The 19,442-nt window shown below is 67.7% G+C and carries 16 protein-coding genes and 1 riboswitch; of the genes, 10 read left to right on the top strand and 6 right to left on the bottom strand.

Annotation, left to right across the window (positions count from 1 at the left end):
- The first annotated feature begins 411 nt into the window (after nucleotides 1-411).
- The 3 genes from C1O66_RS06355 (at nucleotide 412) to C1O66_RS06365 (ending at nucleotide 3,218) form a co-directional block, all read left to right on the top strand.
- A complete protein-coding gene (locus C1O66_RS06355; RefSeq protein WP_165794504.1) occupies nucleotides 412-918 on the top strand; it encodes a response regulator in 507 nt (168 codons plus the stop codon).
- An 80-nt stretch (nucleotides 919-998) separates the two neighbouring features.
- Complete coding sequence (locus C1O66_RS06360) at nucleotides 999-1,910, top strand: ParB N-terminal domain-containing protein (protein WP_102767110.1); 912 nt, start codon at nucleotides 999-1,001, stop codon at nucleotides 1,908-1,910.
- Nucleotides 1,911-1,988: 78 nt separating this feature from the next.
- Nucleotides 1,989-3,218, top strand: coding sequence for a GGDEF domain-containing protein (locus tag C1O66_RS06365; protein WP_165794505.1), 1,230 nt, complete (start codon nucleotides 1,989-1,991; stop codon nucleotides 3,216-3,218).
- A gap of 16 nt (nucleotides 3,219-3,234) precedes the next feature.
- On the opposite strand, the gene yidD is transcribed toward C1O66_RS06365, so the two are convergent.
- The 5 genes from yidD to C1O66_RS06390 all read right to left on the bottom strand — a co-directional run bounded on the left by yidD (nucleotide 3,235) and on the right by C1O66_RS06390 (nucleotide 8,475).
- The gene (gene yidD, locus C1O66_RS06370; protein ID WP_102767112.1) at nucleotides 3,235-3,735 is read right to left on the bottom strand and encodes a membrane protein insertion efficiency factor YidD; all 501 of its coding nucleotides are present in this window, start codon (nucleotides 3,733-3,735) and stop codon (nucleotides 3,235-3,237) included.
- A 10-nt stretch (nucleotides 3,736-3,745) separates the two neighbouring features.
- The gene (locus tag C1O66_RS06375) at nucleotides 3,746-4,264 is read right to left on the bottom strand and encodes a carboxymuconolactone decarboxylase family protein (protein ID WP_102767113.1); all 519 of its coding nucleotides are present in this window, start codon (nucleotides 4,262-4,264) and stop codon (nucleotides 3,746-3,748) included.
- A 79-nt stretch (nucleotides 4,265-4,343) separates the two neighbouring features.
- Nucleotides 4,344-6,362 (bottom strand): methyl-accepting chemotaxis protein, encoded by a 2,019-nt coding sequence (locus C1O66_RS06380; RefSeq protein WP_102767114.1) that lies wholly within the window; start codon nucleotides 6,360-6,362, stop codon nucleotides 4,344-4,346.
- Between the two features lie 279 nt (nucleotides 6,363-6,641).
- Nucleotides 6,642-6,782, bottom strand: a riboswitch (cyclic di-GMP riboswitch).
- A gap of 164 nt (nucleotides 6,783-6,946) precedes the next feature.
- The gene (locus C1O66_RS06385) at nucleotides 6,947-7,837 is read right to left on the bottom strand and encodes a hypothetical protein (RefSeq protein WP_102767115.1); all 891 of its coding nucleotides are present in this window, start codon (nucleotides 7,835-7,837) and stop codon (nucleotides 6,947-6,949) included.
- Nucleotides 7,838-7,977: 140 nt separating this feature from the next.
- A complete protein-coding gene (locus tag C1O66_RS06390; protein ID WP_102767116.1) occupies nucleotides 7,978-8,475 on the bottom strand; it encodes a hypothetical protein in 498 nt (165 codons plus the stop codon).
- A 192-nt stretch (nucleotides 8,476-8,667) separates the two neighbouring features.
- Here C1O66_RS06390 and C1O66_RS06395 point away from each other — a divergent pair, with 192 nt between their 5' ends.
- Nucleotides 8,668-12,771, top strand: coding sequence for an FAD-dependent oxidoreductase (locus C1O66_RS06395; RefSeq protein WP_165794506.1), 4,104 nt, complete (start codon nucleotides 8,668-8,670; stop codon nucleotides 12,769-12,771).
- Nucleotides 12,771-14,516 (top strand): alkaline phosphatase D family protein, encoded by a 1,746-nt coding sequence (locus C1O66_RS06400; RefSeq protein WP_102767118.1) that lies wholly within the window; start codon nucleotides 12,771-12,773, stop codon nucleotides 14,514-14,516. The genes C1O66_RS06395 and C1O66_RS06400 overlap by 1 nt, the downstream gene beginning before the upstream one ends.
- A gap of 9 nt (nucleotides 14,517-14,525) precedes the next feature.
- On the opposite strand, the gene C1O66_RS06405 is transcribed toward C1O66_RS06400, so the two are convergent.
- A complete protein-coding gene (locus tag C1O66_RS06405; protein ID WP_165794507.1) occupies nucleotides 14,526-15,722 on the bottom strand; it encodes an alpha/beta fold hydrolase in 1,197 nt (398 codons plus the stop codon).
- A 486-nt stretch (nucleotides 15,723-16,208) separates the two neighbouring features.
- Here C1O66_RS06405 and C1O66_RS06410 point away from each other — a divergent pair, with 486 nt between their 5' ends.
- The 5 genes from C1O66_RS06410 to C1O66_RS06430 all read left to right on the top strand — a co-directional run bounded on the left by C1O66_RS06410 (nucleotide 16,209) and on the right by C1O66_RS06430 (nucleotide 19,424).
- Nucleotides 16,209-16,637: a GFA family protein gene (locus C1O66_RS06410; protein WP_102767120.1), complete on the top strand. Its 429-nt coding sequence runs from the start codon at nucleotides 16,209-16,211 to the stop codon at nucleotides 16,635-16,637.
- Between the two features lie 140 nt (nucleotides 16,638-16,777).
- Nucleotides 16,778-17,254, top strand: coding sequence for a hypothetical protein (locus tag C1O66_RS06415; RefSeq protein ID WP_133155120.1), 477 nt, complete (start codon nucleotides 16,778-16,780; stop codon nucleotides 17,252-17,254).
- 119 nt (nucleotides 17,255-17,373) lie between these two features.
- Nucleotides 17,374-17,766: a hypothetical protein gene (locus C1O66_RS06420; RefSeq protein WP_102767122.1), complete on the top strand. Its 393-nt coding sequence runs from the start codon at nucleotides 17,374-17,376 to the stop codon at nucleotides 17,764-17,766.
- A 201-nt stretch (nucleotides 17,767-17,967) separates the two neighbouring features.
- The gene (locus C1O66_RS06425; RefSeq protein ID WP_102767123.1) at nucleotides 17,968-19,080 is read left to right on the top strand and encodes an outer membrane protein assembly factor BamB family protein; all 1,113 of its coding nucleotides are present in this window, start codon (nucleotides 17,968-17,970) and stop codon (nucleotides 19,078-19,080) included.
- Entirely contained in the window at nucleotides 19,080-19,424 is a 345-nt protein-coding gene (locus tag C1O66_RS06430; protein WP_102767124.1) for a hypothetical protein, read from the top strand. Before C1O66_RS06425 ends, C1O66_RS06430 begins: the two co-directional genes overlap by 1 nt.
- Nucleotides 19,425-19,442: the final 18 nt, after the last annotated feature.

Consider the following 19,442-nt stretch of genomic DNA (forward strand, 5'->3'; position numbering starts at 1 on the left):
GGCGTCATGCCGGGGCCACACGGCTGCCCATTGTGCGGTGGCCGCCACAAACGCCAGCCCGCCCTGCGGCACGGAAGCCCACCCCGGAGCGCGCTCTGCGCCCCAACGCCCGGCGCGGCGCAGAAATGCACCACTTTGCCCGCCCTGTTCAGGCTTTGACTGGGCGCAGCTCGCCCCGAAACTCCGCAGCCAAGAAGCCCAGGCGCTGCGCGCGTGGATGGAACACCCATCCCGGTGCCCGCGCCAACACGGGCTCACACACCGGCATCAGCACGGCCCAGGGAGCCACCCGCTTGCCCGCCAACACACGCCCCACCGGGCGCCAGATGCGGCGCGAGCAGATCAGAACACCGAGAGCGCGCACAACAGCGCTCCGGCCGAGACCCACGAGTGAGCGAGTGAGGGATGGCGATGACGGTGCACACCCAGGAGCTGGCGGCTGCCGCTCACCCCAACAACGACCACGACAGAGACCACGGCGGCGGCAGCCAGGCCCTGCGGCGCGCGCGCCGCATCTTGATCGTGGACGACAGCCGCGCCATCCAGGCTTTGATTCGCCGCTGCCTGGACTGCGAAGAGTTGGGCCCTCTGCAGATCGAAACCGCCAGCGATGGCCTGGACGCCCTGACCCAGGTGGCGCGCTTCCGGCCCGATCTGGTGCTGGCCGACTGGCACATGCCCGGCGCCTCAGGCCTGGAAATGCTGCAACGCCTGCGCCAGGCGGGCTTTGAGCAGCTGCCCGTGGGCTTCATCACCATGGACCGGGGCAGCGATTGCCAACGCCGCGCGCAGCAGTATGGCGCCCTGTTCCTGCTGCACAAACCGTTTGCCGCGGGCGAGCTGCGCCAGGCTGTGGCGCAGGGCTTGGCGCTGACGCTGGCACCGGGCGGCCAGGAGCGGGTCGCGCAGCCAGCCTAAAATGCGCGCCCTTTCTCGTTTGTCACCCGATCAGCCCAATAGGGCGGCTTCCTCGCGGAAGCCCTGCCCCTCCCCTGCCCATGAACATCACCGTCCTTGACGAACTGCGCGCCTACATCGACCCGCTGACCCCCGAAGAACACCAGGCGCTGGAGCGCAGCATCCTGGCCGAGGGCTGCCGCGACGCGCTGGTGCTCTGGGGCGAAATCCTGGTCGACGGCCACAACCGCTACGGCATCTGCCAGAAGCACGGCATCCCCTTCCAGACGGTGCAGAACCCGCGCTTCAAATCCATGGAAGACGTGCACCTGTGGATGATCGACCAGCACCTGGGCCGGCGCAGCGTGTCGGATTTCCAGCGCGGCATCCTGGCCCTGCGCAAAAAGGAAATCGTGGCCGCGCGCGCCAAGGAGGCGGTGGCCCGCCTGGCCGAAGCCGGCTCGGCTGGCGCGGTGGAGTTCCCGCCCGATCTGGCCGATGGCCTGCCCACCGGCCCTGACAGCAGCGCCCTGCCCCCGCCCGAGCCACTGACCAGCCGGGAGGCCATCGCCAAGGCCGCGCGCATCAGCAGCAACACCGTGGTGCAGATCGAGAAGATCCAGAAAAGCGCCGCGCCCGAGCTGGTCGAGGCGGTCAAGGCCGGCACCATCTCCATCAACGCCGCCGCCGCTGTGGCCAGCCTGGCGCCGGAAGAACAGATCGCCGCCGTGGCCGGCGGCAAGAAGGAGCTGCAGCAAGCCGCCAAGCGCGTGCGTGAAGGCAAGAGCGGCAACCGCGCACCCAAGACCGCCGAGGCCGGCACTGAGGCCACGGGCGAAGCCGGCAGCGCCGCCGAGAGCGCCAGCGACGCCGACCTGCGCAACCGTGAAACCCAGCTCAAGCTGCTGCAGGACACCGTGGCCGAGCTGACGGCCGAGAACAAGCAGCTCAAGGACGAGGTACTGCGGCTCAAGGATCAACTCGCGCTCCTGCAGCAACAGCAACAGCAGTAGCAGCTGCAACAGCCACAGCAAGCAGGCAGCGGCGCCAGATCGCGAAACTCGGCTGAATCGCCCCACGGAGCGGCTACAGTGAGGCCCACCGCGGCCTCCACCCCTTCCCTCAGTAAGCACCCGATGGACAGCGATCTCCAGGCAGAAAACCAGGCCCTGCGCCGGCAGTTGGACAGCCTTTTGCGTGAAGCGCGCAACAACGAAGAGAAGATGCGCCGCTTCGACCAGCTGGAACACCGGCTGATCGGGGCGCGTTCCATGGCCGAGCTGCTGAGCCTGCTGCTCAATGACTACCGCCAGGCCTTTGGTATCGATGCCGTGTCCATGGTGCTGCTGGACCGTGACGACGAAGCCAGCCGCATGCTGGACGCTGAGCGTCACCGCCATGAAGGCCCCAACCACCACGAACCCGCGCCGCTGGACGGCCTGACCCTGCTGCCCAGCATCGCCCCGATCGCGCCGCTGTTCCAAGGCCAGCTGCACCAGCCCTGGCTGGGCCCCTTCAATGAGCAGCGGCACCGCCCGCTGTTTGGCGCGCCCCATGCTGCGCCCCATCGCGCTCCTCAAGCCACCCTGGCCTCGGTGGCCCTGCTGCCGCTGTCACGCCACGGCGAACTGATCGGCAGCCTGCATTTCGGCAGCAGCGACCCGTCCCGCTACGAGCGCGGCGCCGGCACCCAGCTGCTGGAGCGCCTGGCCGCCATCGTCTCGGTCTGTCTGGACAGCGCGCTCAACCAGGAACGGCTCAAGCTGGCCGGCCTGACCGACATGCTGACCGGCGTGCACAACCGCCGCTATTTCGAGCACCGCTGCCTGATCGAGATCGCGCAGGCGCGGCGCTACCGCCACGACTTGGCCTGCCTGTTCCTGGACCTCGATCACTTCAAGGCCATCAACGACCGCCACGGCCACCCGGCCGGCGACGAGGTGCTGCGAAGCATCGGCCACCTGATCCAGTCGCAGCTGCGCCTGGGCGACACGATTGCCCGCTTTGGCGGCGAAGAGTTCGTGGTGCTGCTGCCGCAGGCGCCGCTGCAGCACGCGCGCGAGATCGCCGAGCGCATCCGCGCCAGCATCGCCGCCCGCGCCCTGCTGCTGCCCAGCGGTGAGTTCATCCCGGCCACCGTCTCGGTGGGCCTGGCCATGCTGGAGCGTGCACCCGAAGGCAGCCGCGAGCCCGACGACAAGCAGGCCCTGGCCCTGCGCCTGGTGGACGCGGCCGATCAGGCGCTCTACCGCGCCAAGGCCGAGGGGCGCAACCGGGTGGTGCTGAGCAGCGAGCCGCGCATCCAGGCGCTGTCGGCCTGAAGCACGAGCACAAGCGCTATCGATCGCGATCGCGAGGCTGGCGTTTTCGGTAGCGCCAGCTCGGTTTGGCGGGCGGCTTCTTGCGATCCCGCCCCCAGCCATCGCAGCCGCAATCACAGCAGCTGCAGCCATCGATCAGGCGGCTGAAGATGCGGGCGCCGTCGCTGGCGTCGCAGCTGTTGCAGCCGCCCAGGTCGCCGAGATCGCAGCCGCAATCGCAGTCCCCGCGCTGAGCGGCCAGCGGCCGGCGCCCGCTGCCGGCCACCTCGGCCATCTCGGCCTGACAGCGCCGGTGCAAGTCACCACAAGCCGCCAGACGCAGACGCAAGACGCCCAAGCCGCGCCACACACCGAGGCGGCGGATGGCCCGGTAGCCCAGGGCCGAGCAGCCCGCTGCATGCCGGCGATGCACGCGGTAGGCGCAGACAAAGCCTTTGTGCGGCGACAGAAAACGCTGGTAGCCCCGGATCAGGGCCAGGGCCAGGATCTGCAGCCCACCCAGGCGCCGGCTTGGCATCGACAAGGGATCAGCCGCCCGGCGGGGTGAAGCGCAGCGCGCCGGCGATGCGGTTCCAGGCGTTGATGGCGGCGACGGCCGCGGTCAGATTGGCGATCTCGCCTTCGCTGAACTGGGCTTGAATGTCCGCGTACAGCGTGCCCTCCACCGGTGCGGCGGCCATGCGGGTCAGGGCTTCGGTCCAAGCCAGTGCGGCACGCTCGCGGGCGCTGAAGGCATGCGAATCGCGCCAGGCGGCCAGCTGGTCCAGCTGGCGCTGCGGCAGGCCCAGCTTGCGCGCCAGGTTCAGATGGAACTGCAGGCAGAACGCGCAGCCATTGATCTGCGAGGCGCGCAGCTTGAGCAGCTCGACCAGGCCCTTGTCCAGGCCCGAGGCGTCGACCGCGCGACTGTAGTCGCGCAGGGCGCCGACCACACCGCCGGCATGCGTTTCGAACGCAGCCCAGTCGATGCGCGCCTGAACCGGCGCGGTGCCGCCCGCGCTGGCGGGTGCGGCTGGAGATTGAGGGGAAGCAGCGGTGTCACTCATGGTGAATCAGGTCCAGGCCAGATCGAACGGCGTCCGATGAAGCTCGCAGTTTCGCAGAGCCGGGCGCCCCTGCCGAAACTCAGGGGCGCAGCGCGGCGGCCTGCGCCTGCAGCAGATGGAAACCCCGCACCAGGTCCACCAGGGTCTGGGCTTGGGCGTGCAGGCTCTCGGCCGCCGCGGCGCTCTCTTCCACCAGGGCGGCGTTCTGCTGCGTGCTGGCGTCCAGATCGGTGATGGCCGAGTTGACCTGACCCAGGCCGGCGCCCTGCTCGCGCGTGGCTTCATTGATCTCGGCCACGGCGGTGCTGACCCGGCCGATGCTGTGCACGATCTCACCCATGGAGCGCCCGGCGGTCTGCACCAGCTTCAGGCCGGCATCGACCCGCTCGCTGCTGCCGCTGATCAAGCCCTTGATCTCGCGCGCAGACTCGGCGCAATGTTGGGCCAGGCTGCGCACCTCCTTGGCCACCACGGCGAAGCCGCGGCCCTGCTCGCCGGCACGGGCGGCCTCGACGGCGGCATTGAGCGCCAGGATGTTGGTCTGGAAGGCGATCGCGTCGATGGTGCCGATGACCTCGCTGATCTTGCCGCTGGCGCGGCTGATGCCGTCCATGGTCTGCACCAGCTGCTCCATCACCTCGCCACCCTGCTGAGCAGCGGCATTGGCGCTGAGGGCCAGATCGCTGGCGACACCGGCGGACTCGGCCGTTTGCGTGACCGCCACGGTCAGCTGCTCGACCGAGCTGGCGATCTGCTGCAGGCTGCTGGCGCCGCTTTCGGTGCGGCTGGACAGGTCCTGGCTGCCGGCGGCGACTTGCGAGCTGGCGGTGGAAATGCCATCGGTGGCCAGGCGCACCGAGCCGATGGTGCGGGCCAGCTGCAAACGCATGCGCTCGACATTGCCGGCCAGCAGGCCCAGATCGTCATGGCGCAGGGTCTGCACCGGCTGGGACAGATCGCCCTCGGCCACGCGCAGCACGGCGGCATTGAGTGCGGCCAGCGGCTGGCCCACCCAGCGGCGCAGCAGCCCGTACAGGCCGGCCGCCAGAACCAGACTGGCCAGGCCCAGGGTCAGCCAGAGATGGCGCTGCACGCGCCAGTGCTCGCGCAAGGCCTCGGCATCCGAGACCTCGGCCAGCACCCACCAACCCGTGGCCTCGCTGCGCTGCCCCACCAGCCAGGTGTCTTTCTGCTTGGGGTTCAGCAAGGCCGGCGCCGGGCCGGCAAAACCGGCCGGCTTCTTGAACATCTCCTGCAGGAAACGATCGGCCTCAGGGCTCAGCTCGGCCACCGGCTTGCCGGCCTGGCTGGGGTGGGCGCGCAGCAGGGGCTGGCCCTTGGCGCCAGTCGGGTCCACCAGGTAGAGGCCGCCGGTTTCGAAGAGCTTGACCTCGCGCGTCATCTGCTCCAGCGAGCGCTGGAACTCCGAGGTGTCGAAGCCGACGAAGAGAATGCCCACCACCCGACCTGCGGCGTCCTTGACCGGCTGGTAGTGGTTCATGAAGGGGCGGCCGAAGAGCACGGCGCGGCCGACATAGGGCTGGCCCTGCATCAGCGTGGCATAGGCCGGGTGATTGCTGCCCAGCAAAGTGCCAACGGCACGCTCGCCGTTCTCCTTCTTCAGCGAGGTGCTGATGCGCAGGAAGTCATCGCCCTGGCGCATAAAGATGGTGGCAGCGCCGCCGGAATTGCGGCTGAAACGGTCCACCGCCTCGAAATTGCCGGCCAGGCGGGTCTGCTCGAATTGCAGGTCACGGCCATCGGCACTGAGGCTGAAGCTGCCCTGGAACTCGCTGGCAAAGGTGTTGTAGAAACGCTCGACCATCAGCCGCGCGCTGTTGTCAAAAGCATCGGCCATTCGGGCCACCGAGGCCGCCTCGCTGGTGGCCAGCGCGGCGGCGCGCTCGCGTTCCACGCCGTTCGATTGCAGGCTCAGGCCCAGGGTGGTCAGGCCGATCAGCAGGGCCACACCGAGGCCGCCGATCCAGGCCACGCGGCGGGCCAGGGAGCTGGGGCGGCCGGCGCGCTGCGCGGCCGGCGTGGCCTGGGTGGAGCGTTGGGTGGAAGAAGAAACAGCTACAGCGGGGGAGGCAAACATCGTCGGGGTCCAGGCGGTCGGTCGTCGTTGATTCGGTCATTCGCACAGCCATGCATGCCGCTGCTCAGCCATCGGAAGCTGAGGCCAAGAAACGGAATGAAGAACGGAAAAGGAATCGCGATCGCCAACAAGCAAGGTCTGCCCGGTCCATGAGAACGGGCAGAACGCGTCAGACGATGAACACAGGCCTGAGATCGGGCGCACGCGGCGCCGGTGAAGGGCGAACTCGCGGGCAAGTTCGCAATCGAGACCGGGATGACCCCGTCCTCCTTGTCAGGCTGTGGCGGCCCCGCTGTCGTGGCGCGCGGAAGCAGTCTGATGGGTTGTGGCGCGGCCAGGCGTTCACCTTTCAGTGCCTCCGCGGTCGTAGACCGGAAGCTTTGCGACCCCGTTTTTCAATCGGGTGTGCCAACACCAGTTCTCGCCAGGCCTTGTGGGCCTCTGGTTCTGAACTGGTATTTGATTGTGATCAAGACTCGATCGCAAATCAAGGGAAAACCCTAGGTATCGCGACGCAACGAGACATCGTTCACGGCCGCGCCTTCCCGGCCTCGCCTCGCTGCTCTTCGCTGCACCGCCGCAGCTCAAGGCCGGTAGAGGCGGATCTCCGAGCGCTGGTAGTTCCAGACCGACACATAGGATTTGAGGAACTGATAGCCCAGACCCAGATGCGGGCCCTGGCCCGGCGCATCGCTGGCGTCCAGGGTCAGGTGCAGCTCCTGCAAGGGCGGCAGGGCCACACCCTGGATGCTGAGCCCGCTGAGACTGGCGCGCAGATGCTGCGAGGGCTGGCCCAGCAGATAGCGCCCCGGCGTGACGCGCAGCAGCCCCTGGGCCTCCAGTTGCTCACGCAAGGCCGGGCTCAGGCGCAGGGAGCCCAGGTTGCCGGTGTCCACGGTGGCGCGCAGGCGCTGCCCGCCCAGCTGCACCTCCAGCTCCGGCATCTTGCCGTTCACCCCAGTGGGGCGAAATTTCATGACCAGAAGCAATGCCGCGGCGGGATCCGGCCGGTACTGCGGCACCTCGTCCGCTTCCGGGTCCGCAGCCCCTGCCGCAGGCAGGGCAAAGAAATCCAGGATCTGCTGCTGGTAATCCAGCGCGAACTCGTAGTCACGGCTGAAGCCATGGCCCAGCATGCCCAAAAAGCGTTCGCTGATGGCGGCCTCGAGAAAACTGAAGTCGGCATGCGGCAGCCCGGCCAGCGGCGCGAAGGCCAGCTCCCCCGCCAACACCAGATCGCGCAAGGGCGCGCGCTGCCGGTACAGCACCAGGGCCTGCCCGGAGGCGGCATGGCCGCGCGCCATGAACTGGTCCTTGGCCATGGGCAGCACATGGCGGTTGATGAACAAGGGGAACTCGGTGCCGGTGTCGAACATCAAGCGCCCGGCCCGCCTGCCGACCTTGGCGTCGATCAGGATGTAGCCATTGACCCGATGAAAGGGCAGGCTGAAACGCGCGCGCGGGGTGGCCAGCAAGGCCGACCCAGGCCCCGCCCCTGGCACCCCATTCGCGCCGGCTGAACCCCAGGGCAACGCCAGGGCTGCGGCGCTGGCGCCCCACTGCTTCAAACAGCGCCGGCGCGCGCCGCTCGTCAAAGACGGCGCGCGCTCCCGTTTCAAGAACCCACCTTGGCGGTCACCGCCTGGCGGGTCTTGGCGTCCTCGATCCAGACGGTCGAGCCCTGCTTCTTCAGCTCGCCGCGCACCACGTACTGGCCGTCAGGCTCGGGCTTGAAATCGACCACACCCTCGGTCGAATACCAGGTGCCCGCCATCTGGCTGGCCATGGCCTGAATCGGCGCTGCGGTGGCGTGGCTGGCCACCAGCTTGACCTTCATCGGCCGGGCCGGCAGCGCCCGGCTGGTGAACACCGTGGTCAGCGCAAAGCCCTTGCCCTGGCTGGCGCGGGCACTGTCGCCGATGGCGTTGTCGATGCGATTGCCTTCGATCTCGGCCAGCACAAACATCTGGGCCTTGGTGCCGTCCTCCAGCCGGCCGGAATCGGTCACGGTGGCGGTCGGGCCTTTGTAATCCGCTGGAATGGGCTGGTAGCTGGCGCAGCCGGCGAACATGGCCGAGACGGCCAGCAGCGCAAAAGTTGAACGCAAACGCATTGAAAAATCCTCCCTGTTTGGCCGGCGCATTCTGCGCGAATCCGAGCCCGGCCGACGGCGCATTCACTCAGGGTTTTCATGAGGTTCCCGGCCCCAGGCGAAGAGCAAGGCCTGGCCCGCTCCCACACTCGCAGGGCCACCCGCGTGCACCTCCCGTTATGCTGCGCGGCTGTTCACCGCGAGACTGTTTTCATGATGTCCACTCCGACTTCAGACTCGAACACCCACCCGGCCGCCGGGGCGGCCCGTCCACGACGCGCCACCCGTGACATCTCCGTCGGTCTGGAGGTCTTGCTCGCCGAGATGGCGGACGGCGGGGCCCCGGCCAGCGAACCCTTCGATGTGCTCATCATCGGCAGCGGCTACGGCGGTGCGGCGGCGGCCGAGTATGTGTCGCGCTGCGCGACGGCCGATTCCCCCGATCGGCCCATGCGCATCGCCGTGCTCGAGCGCGGCCAGGAGTACCTGCCTGGCGCCTTCCCGCGCCGCATGGCCGATCTGCCCGGCCATGTGCGCTTCGCCACCGCGGGCAGCGCCGAGGTCAAGGGCTACCGCAAGGCCCTGTTCGACTTCCGCCTCGGGCCGGACATGTGCGTGGTTCTGGCCAATGGCCTGGGCGGCGGTTCGCTGATCAATGCCGGGGTGATGGAGCCGGCCCTGGCCTCGGTCTTCGAGGGTGAGCGCTGGCCGCAAGCCCTGCGCCGCGACCCCGGCCAGATGCAGGCCTGGTACGAGCAGGCCGGCCGCGCCCTGGGCAGCCTTGATGCGCAAGGCCAGCCCAACACCATCGCCCGCCTAAGCGGCCACCGCCCGCGCCGGGCCGACTTCCTGGCCCAGTTGGGCGCCGAGGGCGCCGTGCCGACTCGCCAGGTGCCCATCACCGTGGCCCTGGAGGCCGCGCCGCGCAGCGCCGCCGGCCTGCCGCTGGAGCGCTGCATCGCCTGCGGTGACTGCGCCACCGGCTGCAACCAGGGCGCCAAGGAATCGCTGGACACCAATCTGCTGCGCCAGGCCCAGGCCCGTGGTGTGCGACTGGTGACGGGGGCCACGGTGCGCCATCTGGAGCGCAGCGCGGGCGATGAGCCCGTTTGGACCGTGCACCTGTCCCACACCGACGAAAAGCTGAACGCCCGAGAGCCACGCGATCTGCAGCTGCGCGCCCGGCATGTGGTGCTGGCGGCGGGCAGCCTGGGCTCGACCGAGATCCTGATGCGCTCGCGCGAGCAAGGCCTGACCCTGTCCGACCGGCTGGGCGAGCAGTTCAGCGGCAATGGCGATGTGCTGGCCTTGGCCGTCGATGCGCCCAGCGATCTGAACGCGCTGGCGGACGAAGACCAGACGCCCGCCCAGCGCGAGGTCGGCCCCACCATCACGGGCCTCATTGATGTGCGCGAGGCGGGCGGCTTTGTGATCGAGGACCTGGCCATCCCGGGGCCGATGCGCTGGGCCTTTGAAGAGAGCTTTGCCATGGCCGAGACCCTGCACGGCCTGGCCCGGCCGGACCGAAGCGAGCATGGCAGCAGCCTCAGCTTCGACGACCCCTATGCCATCCCGGTGGCGCGGCGCCCGCGCATGCTGCCAGTGGCCGTGATGGGCCTGGATGCGGCCATCGGCCGCCTGCACAGCCCGGCGCGCAAGCAGCAAGCCCCCGAGCCCGGCACCCTCGGCGTGCACTGGCCCGAAGCCCGGCAGGACCCCGCCGTTCAGGCCCGCCACGACTGGCTGAACCTGCGCCTCGCTCGCCACGGCGCGCGCCTGCTGGCCAACCCCATGTGGCGGCTGCTGCCGGCCGAGATGAGCTTTCTCATCAATGACCAGCGCGGCCCCATGCTGACCGTGCACCCGCTGGGCGGCTGCGCCATGGGCGACGAGGCCAGCCGCGGCGTGGTCAATGAATGGGGCCAGGTCTTCAGCGGCCGCTTCGGCGAGGCCGTGCACCCGGGCCTGGCCGTGCTGGACGGCGCCATCGTGCCGGCCGCCGTGGGCATCAACCCGGCCCTGACCATCACCGCTTTGAGCCTGCGCGCCCTGGCCAGCTTGCGCCAGCGCTGGGGATTGCTCGAGCGCGGCCCACGCCAAGCGCAAGACCTGGCCCCTCGGCCGGTCTACCGAGTAATCAAGCCCGAGCAGGCGCCGCACAGCCAGCCCACCCTGGCCGAGTTCCGCGAGCGCATGAGCGGCTATGTGCGCCTGCCCGGCGCGCCGGGCGGCGAGCTCAAGTATCTGGAGCTCACGTTTGTATTCGAACCGGTGGCCCTGCGGGACTTGCTGCAGCCGGGGCCGCAGCGCCGCTTGCAGAGCGGGCCCGGGGGCCAGAGCCGGCTGCGCCTCTTCGACACCGCCGCCGACCCCGACTCGCCCGGCCGGCCCATGCTCGTCAGCGCCGACCCGCAGCGCCAGGGCCTCAAGCTCTGGATGCATGCCGAGCGTGAGGACCGCGATGCGCGCTGGCTGGCGCCGCTGGAGCAGGCACAGCTGCAAGTCTTCCACCGCGCCCGCAGCAGCCACCGCCAGCGCCGCTGCAGCGCACTGAAAGCCTGGTTCATGAATCGCGGCTGGCGCGACAGCATGTTTGCCTTGATGGACAAGCTGCAGCAAAGCGAGGCGCCCAAACCCCGTTTCGGCCCTCGCCCCAAGGACTTTCTCGAGCGGGCCCGCAACGCCCTGGCCCTGGCCAGCCATGGCGGCCAGCTGCGCCTGATGGAGTACCACGTCCATCCCCAGCGGCCGGAGCCGGGTCAGGTCTTGCCCGCCTGGCTGCAGCCGCTTTATGCCCAGCCCCTGCACGGCGTGAAGCGCATCAGCTACACCCGTCGCTCCAACCCCTGGACCCAGCTCAGCCGCATGAGCCTGGAGGCGCCGCAGCTGCCAGGCCTGGACGGCGGCACGCCGCAGCTGGACCTGGATCTCTTCTACCTGGCCCGCCAAGGCCAGCCCCTGCTGCGCATCACCCAGCAGCAGGACCTGGCCAGCGCCATGCGCGATGTCGGCTCCCTGCTCAGCTATGTGCTGCGCCTGCTGATCGGCGTGCACATCTGGAGCTTCCGCAAGCCCGACGCGGCGCCGCCGCGCCAGCCCCAGCGCCTGCCGGCCGAGGTGCCGGGCCTGCCGGCGCCCGAGATCTGCGAGCTGGCCGTGGGCCGGCGTGGCGAAGCCGGGCTCTCGCGCCAGCCGGTGCAGACACGCGAAGCAGACGATGACGACCAAGCCGTGCACCTGCGCTTGACCCGCTACCGCGCCAAAGCCGGCGGCCATGGCCAGCCGGTGCTGATGCTGCACGGCTACAGCGCCAGCGGCACGACCTTTGCGCACCACTCGGTGCAGCCGGGCCCAGCCCAGCTCTTGTGGGACGCCGGCTTCGACATCTGGATCGCCGACATGCGCACCAGCGCCGGCATGCCCTCGGCCCGCCTGCCCTGGACCTTTGAGGAATGCGCGCTCAACGACATCCCGGTGGCGGTGGACCATGTGCTGCGCGCCAGCGACAAGCCCCAGATCGACGTGCTGGCGCACTGCATGGGCTCGGTGATGCTGCACATGGCCTTGCTGCAGCCGCAAGCCCAGACCTTCGAGCACTTCTACCCCCTGCGCCAAAAGCTGATGGCCGGCGGGCTGATCCGCCGGCTGGTGATCTCGCAGGTCACGCCCAAGATGATCTTCTCGCCCACCAACAGCTTGCGGGCGCATCTGATGCAGTACATCCGACCCTACCTGCCACTGGACGACTACAGCTTCCGCCCGAGCGAGCCGGCGGGCCTGACGGACCAACTGATCGACCGTCTGTTGTCCAGCCTGCCCTACCCGGACAAGGAGTTCGACATCGAGAACCCGCCCTTCCCCAGCCTGCGCAAAACGCCGTGGACGGCCACCCGCCACCGCATGGACCTGCTCTACGGTCGCGACTTCGCCATCGGCAATGTCGACCAGCCGGTGTTCGATTTCATCGATGACCATTTCGGCCCGCTGAACATGGACACCGTGGCGCAAGCCATCAACTTCGCGCGCAGCAACGAGATCACCGACTGGAGCGGCGCCAGCCTCTACCTCGACGACATGGCCAAGACCCTGGCCCAGCTGCAGCAGTTCCCGGTGCTGTCCATCCACGGCCAGGACAACGGCCTCTGCCAGGCCGAGAGCGCCGAGCTGACGGCCGATCTCTACGAGCAGGTGGCGCCGGGCCGCTACCGTTTCCGCGTGATCGCCGAGCATGGCCACCAGGACTGCCTGATCGGCCGCCACATCGAGCAGCGCGTTTTCCCCCACATCATCGGCTTCCTGAAGGAGGGCTTGTCGTGATGCCCCAGCGTCTCACCCCCGCCGAAGCACAAAGGCTCGACCCGGAACTGCGCAGCGCCCACCCGCCCCTGCATCGCCTGGAAGTGCGCCACCGGGCGGCACCCGCCGCCCTGCCCGATACCGATGCGCCGGCCGGGCAAGACCTGGCCCTGGTGTTGACCGCCCTGCAGCCCGAGCTGGGCTGGCCACGGCTCTGGGCCTGGCTGCCAATGCGGCGCGTGAGTGCCGATGAATGGCAGCCGTTGCAGCCCGATGCGCCCCTGGCCAGCCAGGCGCGGCTGCAGGTGTTTGAGAAGCCGGCCGGCGATGGCACGCGCGAACCCCTGCCCGGCGAGCCGCTGCGCCATGCCATACCGATGGACTTCTTCGAGGGCGGGCCCGATGAAGATGCCGCCCTGCTCTGCCTTCTCGTCTACGCCGACGCCCGCACGCCGCGCCGCGAGGGCGAGCGGCCGCCACCGGGCCTGGAAGACGCCCTGCGCGACGCCCTGGCCCAGCCGCCGCTGAGCTGGCGCCACGCCCTCGTACAGCGGCCCGACACCCAGCCCGAGCAGGCCCGGCCTGGCCAGGCCCTGAGCCTGGTGCTGGCCGCCTGCCAGTACCCGCCGGGCGTGCTCGATGCCAGCCAGCCGGCCGACACCGCGCCCGAGCTGGTGGGCCCGGCACAGGCTTCGCTGGCTCGATTGCTGGCTTTCAGCCGCGAGCATGCGCGCGGGGCTGAGCTGTCCTTGCTGCTGCTGGCCGGCGATGAGATCTATGCCGATGCCAGTGGCGGCCTGGCCGATGCGGGCACGCGAATCGAGCGTTATGCCAAGCCCTACCAGCATTTCAAGGCCGGCTTGGTTCGTCATCTGCCGCCCAGCCTGGCGCGCATCGTCCACGCCCCCGACGACCACGAGATCGAAGACAACTGGGAGCCCGTCGCTGACCCCACGGCCCCCGGCGGCCTGCGCCGCGGCCCCTTCTTCGACGCGGCGGTGGCCGCCGCCTGGGCGGCGCGCTGGGAGCCCGGTGATGAGCAGGAGCGCCCGGGGCTGTTCCAGCATTTCTGGCACGACTTCGTCTGGCGCGGCGCGGCTTTTTTCATCGGCGACACCCGCACAGAGCGCGAGCCCCGGCACAGCGGCAACTGGCGCGAAGCCCGCATCTTCAGCCCGGAGCAGGAAGCGGCATTCGCGCACTGGCTGCGCAGCCATCGCGAGCGCCCCCGCCTGGTCTTGACCGGCTCCCTGCTGTTGCCGCGCCGCCGCGCCTGCCAGGAGCATGCCGCCAGCGCCCTGCACTCCGACGCATGGTGCGGCTACCCGGCCAGCCTGAAGTCTCTGCTGGCAGAGCTTTGGGCCCAACAGGCCGACGGCGTGGTGTTTCTCTCCGGCGACGAGCACCGCTCGGGCTTCGTCAGCGCCGAGATCTGCGCGCTGGACGCCAATGGCGAGGCCCAGGGCCCAACCGTCCGCCTGCACAGCATCCACAGCTCGGCCCTCTATGCACCCTGGCCTTTTGCCATCACCGATGTCGAGGCCCTGGCCGAGCCCGACGAGTTCACTTTCGATGGCCCCGTCAAGGGTCAGGTCTTGCGCTGCCGCGTCAGCGCCTGGACGGACTTCCCCGGCGATGGCTTCGCGCTCTTGCGTGTGGAAGGCAGCGAGCTGCAGCTCTGGTACGACCGGGCCGGGCGGCCGCTCCATCGCCTCGACGGGCCGGATCTGCCGGCGCCGGATGGGCGTTTCCCGCTGGGTCTGTGAGCTGAAGGCTCAAGGCTTGGCAGCAAGCTCGGCGGCTTCGGCCAGGTGCTTGCGGTAGCTGTCGAGCACGCGCGGGCTGCGGCCGGTGGCCTCAGCCAGGCTCAGGGCGCGAGCGAACTCGGCGCGTGCTTCGGCGCGACGGCCCAGCTTGAGCAAGACCTCGCCGTGGCTGTCGGCCGCGTTGTCTGACTTGGGGTAGAGCCGCGCATTGGCGCCCAGCACCAGGGCCGCCAGCTGGGCGCGCGGCGCTTGCTTGCCATCGCCAAGGATGGCGTAGCCGGCGTTGTTGACATCGGCTTCGCTCAGGCCAGGGGCACGGATCGCCAGCTCCACCGCCGCTTGCGGATCAGCGGCCGCGGCCGCGGCCTGCAGGTCGCCGCCCAGCTTGGCACGCGCCGCTTCCAGCGCGCGGCGCTGCGCCTGCTCCTGGCTCAAGCGGATGACTTGGTCCACCGCCGCCACCACGAGATGCGGCTCGTCGAACTGGATGTGGTGGCCGCTGGTCGGGGTCAGCACATGGGCGCCATTGCTGAACTGGGCGAAGAAATCGCTGTGCAGCTGGCGCCAGGCGGACATGCCGGCCGGCGTGTGCAAAAGCACCTCGGGCTTGGCATAGCGGCGCGTGGACGTCAGCACCACGGCCGGCACATCAGGCAAGGGGCCGCCCGCATCGGGCAGCTTGCCGGCATCCATGATGGACTGGATGTAGCGCACATCTGCGCGGAAGCGCTCGGGCGCCCCGCGCTCCAGATGCGCTTGCTCGGCGGCCAGGCGGGCGGCGTCCAGCGGCTTGAGCACCTGGTCATAGCGCTCATGCGCTGGGTCCACAAAAACCAAACCGGCAATCTGCTCGGGGTGGCGGCTTGCGAAGTCGCGGATCAAAAAGGCGCCGTAGGAATGGCCGACCAGCACATAGGGCGGCGGCAGCTGCGCCGCTTTGAGCAGAGCCGACAGATCGCGGCCTGATTGCTGCAAGCTGACCGGCGCCGGGCTGGGCTCGCTCTGGCCATGGCCGGCACGCGAGTAGATGAGAACCTTGGCCCGCGGCGCCAGCTGCGGCGCCACCCGCCGCCAGGCGCTCAAGTCCATGCTGAATCCCGACTCGAACACGATCGTGGCCTGCGCCTTTTCATCACCCATGAGAATCGCATGCAGCTTGCGGCCGCCGACGTCGAGCATTTGTTCGTTGATTGGGGCGGGGGCCACGGTCGCTTGGACCTGCGGCTGAGCCTGCGCTTGAGCATATGTCGAGAGGCTGAAGGCGGACATCAACAAGGCCACCAGGGGCAGCTGCAAGCGCTGAAAGGACGAGGATGGGTGTAAGGCGGGACGGCAAAGGCAGGCTGTCGAGGAAGTCATGAGCGTCAAGTCCGGGAGGGTGCGGCGGGAATCGAAGAGAGGGAGTGTCCCGACTGTAGGCCTACAGCCACCATGCGGCCAGCGCCCTGCGCTGTACCGGCCGGCATCGCAGACAGGGCGTCAAAACACGGGGATGAAGCGTGGCCTGGGGTCAAGCGCATCGCTCAGAGACCGGCGCACCTGCCAAGCAAGTCGGACGGCTCAGGTCATTTCAGTCGCTTCCAGCTGGCATGCAAGGCCGTACGCTCCTCGCATCGCCACGAATGAATCGGTTAGCCTAAGGACACTCCCGCACCATGAACTGAAGCCACTTCTCGTCAAGGCCATCCGACCATGCAACAGGTTCAGCACCAAGGTTCCTGTCATTGCGGCGCCGTCCGCCTGCCCCTGCCCAAGACGCCCGAGACGGCCACATCCTGCAACTGCTCGCTGTGCCGCCGGGTCGGCGGACCCTGGGTGAATTTCGAATGGGGCGCGGTGAAGATCGAAACCGCGCCAGGCGCGCTACCGCAACAGGCCTACATCCAAGGCGACAAGACCCTGCGAACCATGCCCTGTGCCCACGGCGGCAGCGTGACCCATTGGGAGCCCATTGCACCCGAGCCCGGCGCCAAACATGGCGTCCACCTCGGTAACTTTGATCCGCAGCTGATCGCCTCCGTGCGCGTGCGCAGGTTTGACGGGGCGGATACCTGGAGGTGTCTGGACGAGCAACCCGACGTATGCAATGACACACAACTCGGTACAGGGCAGGAAAGCTGATCGGGTTTGCGAGGCCGACCTAAGCCTCGAGCGCATGCTTAAATGTTGTGCAAACTGATTAACGATCGACACCCAACACTTTTGACGCCTACAGCCATGTGTTTTAGCAAGAGCCAAGAGCAAACATGGAACAGCCAAGGATGATTCCGACCTTTGTATCCCGCCCGAACTGGGCACCACAGGTAATCGAACGAAAGCTGACTGACTTCTATCAGTTGCTCCAAGATGTTGGATTTAACGCCAACACCATTGGCAAGAGCCAAGCGCCGCTCATGAGTCCGTTTGAAGACGTACGCCGATTAATGAAACGCTGTCAATGCACGATTGTTCTCGGCCTCCCTCAAATTTTCATGGAAGCAGGCAGCGTGAAGCATGTGCCGATATCTTCGAAGTTGATGCTGCCCACTGAGTGGAATCAGATCGAAGCCACCATTTCGCTCATGCTTGAGTTGCCAACTCTGGTCTTGTTGCACAAGTCAGTTGCGGCTCGAGGCATCTTTGACCGGGGGGCAGCAAATGTCTTTGTGTATGAATCTGACTCCCAGGAAAAGAACTGGGCGGCATCTGTTCGGCCTGCGCTCGACGCCCTCAAGCAGGCGGTACAAACAGGCGCCTAGCTTTGCGATCAAGCGGGTGCCAATAGAACCCATGGCTTCGCCATTTTCATGGGCTTCGTTGGTGCCATCCACTCGCTGCGCTCCTTCCGGCGCCGCTTGCCTTGAACGTTGAGCCTCAGATGTTCGGATTCTGGCGCCAGCGAACGTTTAAAGACTCGCAACTCGGGCAGTTCAAGCGGGTGCGAACCATGTGGTTTCCGGCGACGGTACAGGATGGCCTTTACGTCAGCGTGGAAGGAGACAAGGAACGACCCAGCCCGGAGGCTGTTGAAGTCGCACGCCAGCTTCTACGAAGCCCGAAGGATCTGATTCGAGCAGCCGACGCGTTCGTCAGGTCAGATGCGTGCGCGCAAGAGTTCATTGCCGGAAATGGTGAACTGGTCTGCGATGGATTCACGGTCTACAAGTCCGGCAAGTTCGCGGTCGAGTTCTCCCTAAGCGAATGGCCTGATGCAATGATCAGCGTTGCCTTCGAAGGAGCCGAGCCATGCTCTGTCAGCTTCGGTGACTGAGGTTCACCCCCCTTCTTTCGAGCAGACCGCTTTCGGCGTCCATTCACTGTCCCATCGCACCAACAATTCCTAACTTTGCACTCGAGCCGACTGGCAAGGACTCCCCACTTCAGGCCCCAGTTCGTTCTTGGCCTTGCTTTCCCAGCTCTTGCTCGGGGCTCAATTCACACGTTTTGCACCTGAGAGGAGGTCAGGGTTCTGATGGAGGCACAACTGAAATGGTCTTTCAAACTGCCGAAGGAACGGCGCGTTCAGGCACGGCGGCCGGTCATCGCCGGTGACCGGGTTCTTGTTTGCTTTCACTATGAAAAAGCAGGCTTTTATCAGAGCAAGCTGTGCGCCTTCGAGGCGGCGACGGGCCGTGAGATCTGGAGCTGTCTGATCGATCACGTCGGCAACGAGCCGGTCGCCGCTGGCGACATCACATACTGGAGCAGCTTTGCAGGCTCCATTCATGCGCTCGACGCGCAAGGGCAGCTGATCTGGCAGGGGCCTGAGTGTGGAAGGAATATCGGCGTGCCTGTTCTGTCGGGTGATCGACTGGTCTTTGCCGAGATCGCGGGCGGAGCGAAGTTCACCTGGTGCCTGAACCGGCACTCGGGCGAAACCTTGTGGAAGTTCGAGGGCGGCGGCCACGCCTATCCACTCACGATGGCCGATGGCCGCGTGTTCCACAGCGCCGCAGCCAGCACCGGGATGGACGAGCCCTCGAGATGCTCGCTTCACAGCCTGTCGCTTGAGACCGGCAAGAGCGGGTGGTCGATCACGGACAGCCTCTACTTTTACAACCCCATCGTCTCGGGCAAGCGGCTCTATGTCTGCAACAGCCGCGCGCTCCAGATCCGTGATGCGGCGGGTGGCAAGCTGCTTGCCGAACTGCCGCTCGAAGATCAGAACCAAACGCTCAGACTGGTGCAAGGCCCGAGCGAAGGCCGGTTCTACGTCTGGCGCGACAACCTCCGCCCAGGCGCCGACTCGATCACTGCCCTTGACGTGAAGGCGTCCCGAGGCTTGTTTGGCGAGAAGCTGTCCCTGTCCATCGCCTGGCAAAGGCAAGAAGCGCGGGGCCTGTGCGGCGCACCGCTGCCGGTCGGCGAGCAGGGCCTGCTCTATCTGACCCATGATGGCGTCATCTGCCGTATCGGCGCCAGTTCCGGCGCGCCTGAATCCGAGATTCGACTCAAGACACAGCCCTCTTCGGCGGGCGGCATTGCGCTCGCCCAAGGGCGGATGTTCGTGACCCACGGACCTCATGTGTTTGCCTACGAGCTCGGCTGCAACCCGCCTCTCGCTGCAGAAACAGGCCTTCGCTGATGCGCCGCGTGTTCATCCACTATGTGACCCGGCACTTCGGGAACAAGCAGGCCCGCCCAAGCTCAAGCATCGTGCCCCGCAGATACACCCCTCCCAAGACCCTTCGAAGCTGGACGCTCGACATCCCGGGCGGCGATCTCTACGAACTCTTCCTCTTTGACAACGGCACCATTTGCGCCGCCACCGGGCGTTTTGCCCACGCATCCGGCTCCACCCAATGCAGCTGGCAGGAATTTGCGGAGGGCAAGCTCCATGACTTGATTCGGCGGACGATGGGGGACGCCGTGCTGACCGAGGCCCTGGACGCGCTTCGCTCGGCCACCCCGGCCCAATCTGGGCATTGAACTTGCGGTCGACGGCCC

The sequence above is a fragment of the Paucibacter aquatile genome, assembly GCF_002885975.1.
Lineage (GTDB): Bacteria > Pseudomonadota > Gammaproteobacteria > Burkholderiales > Burkholderiaceae_C > Paucibacter_A > Paucibacter_A aquatilis.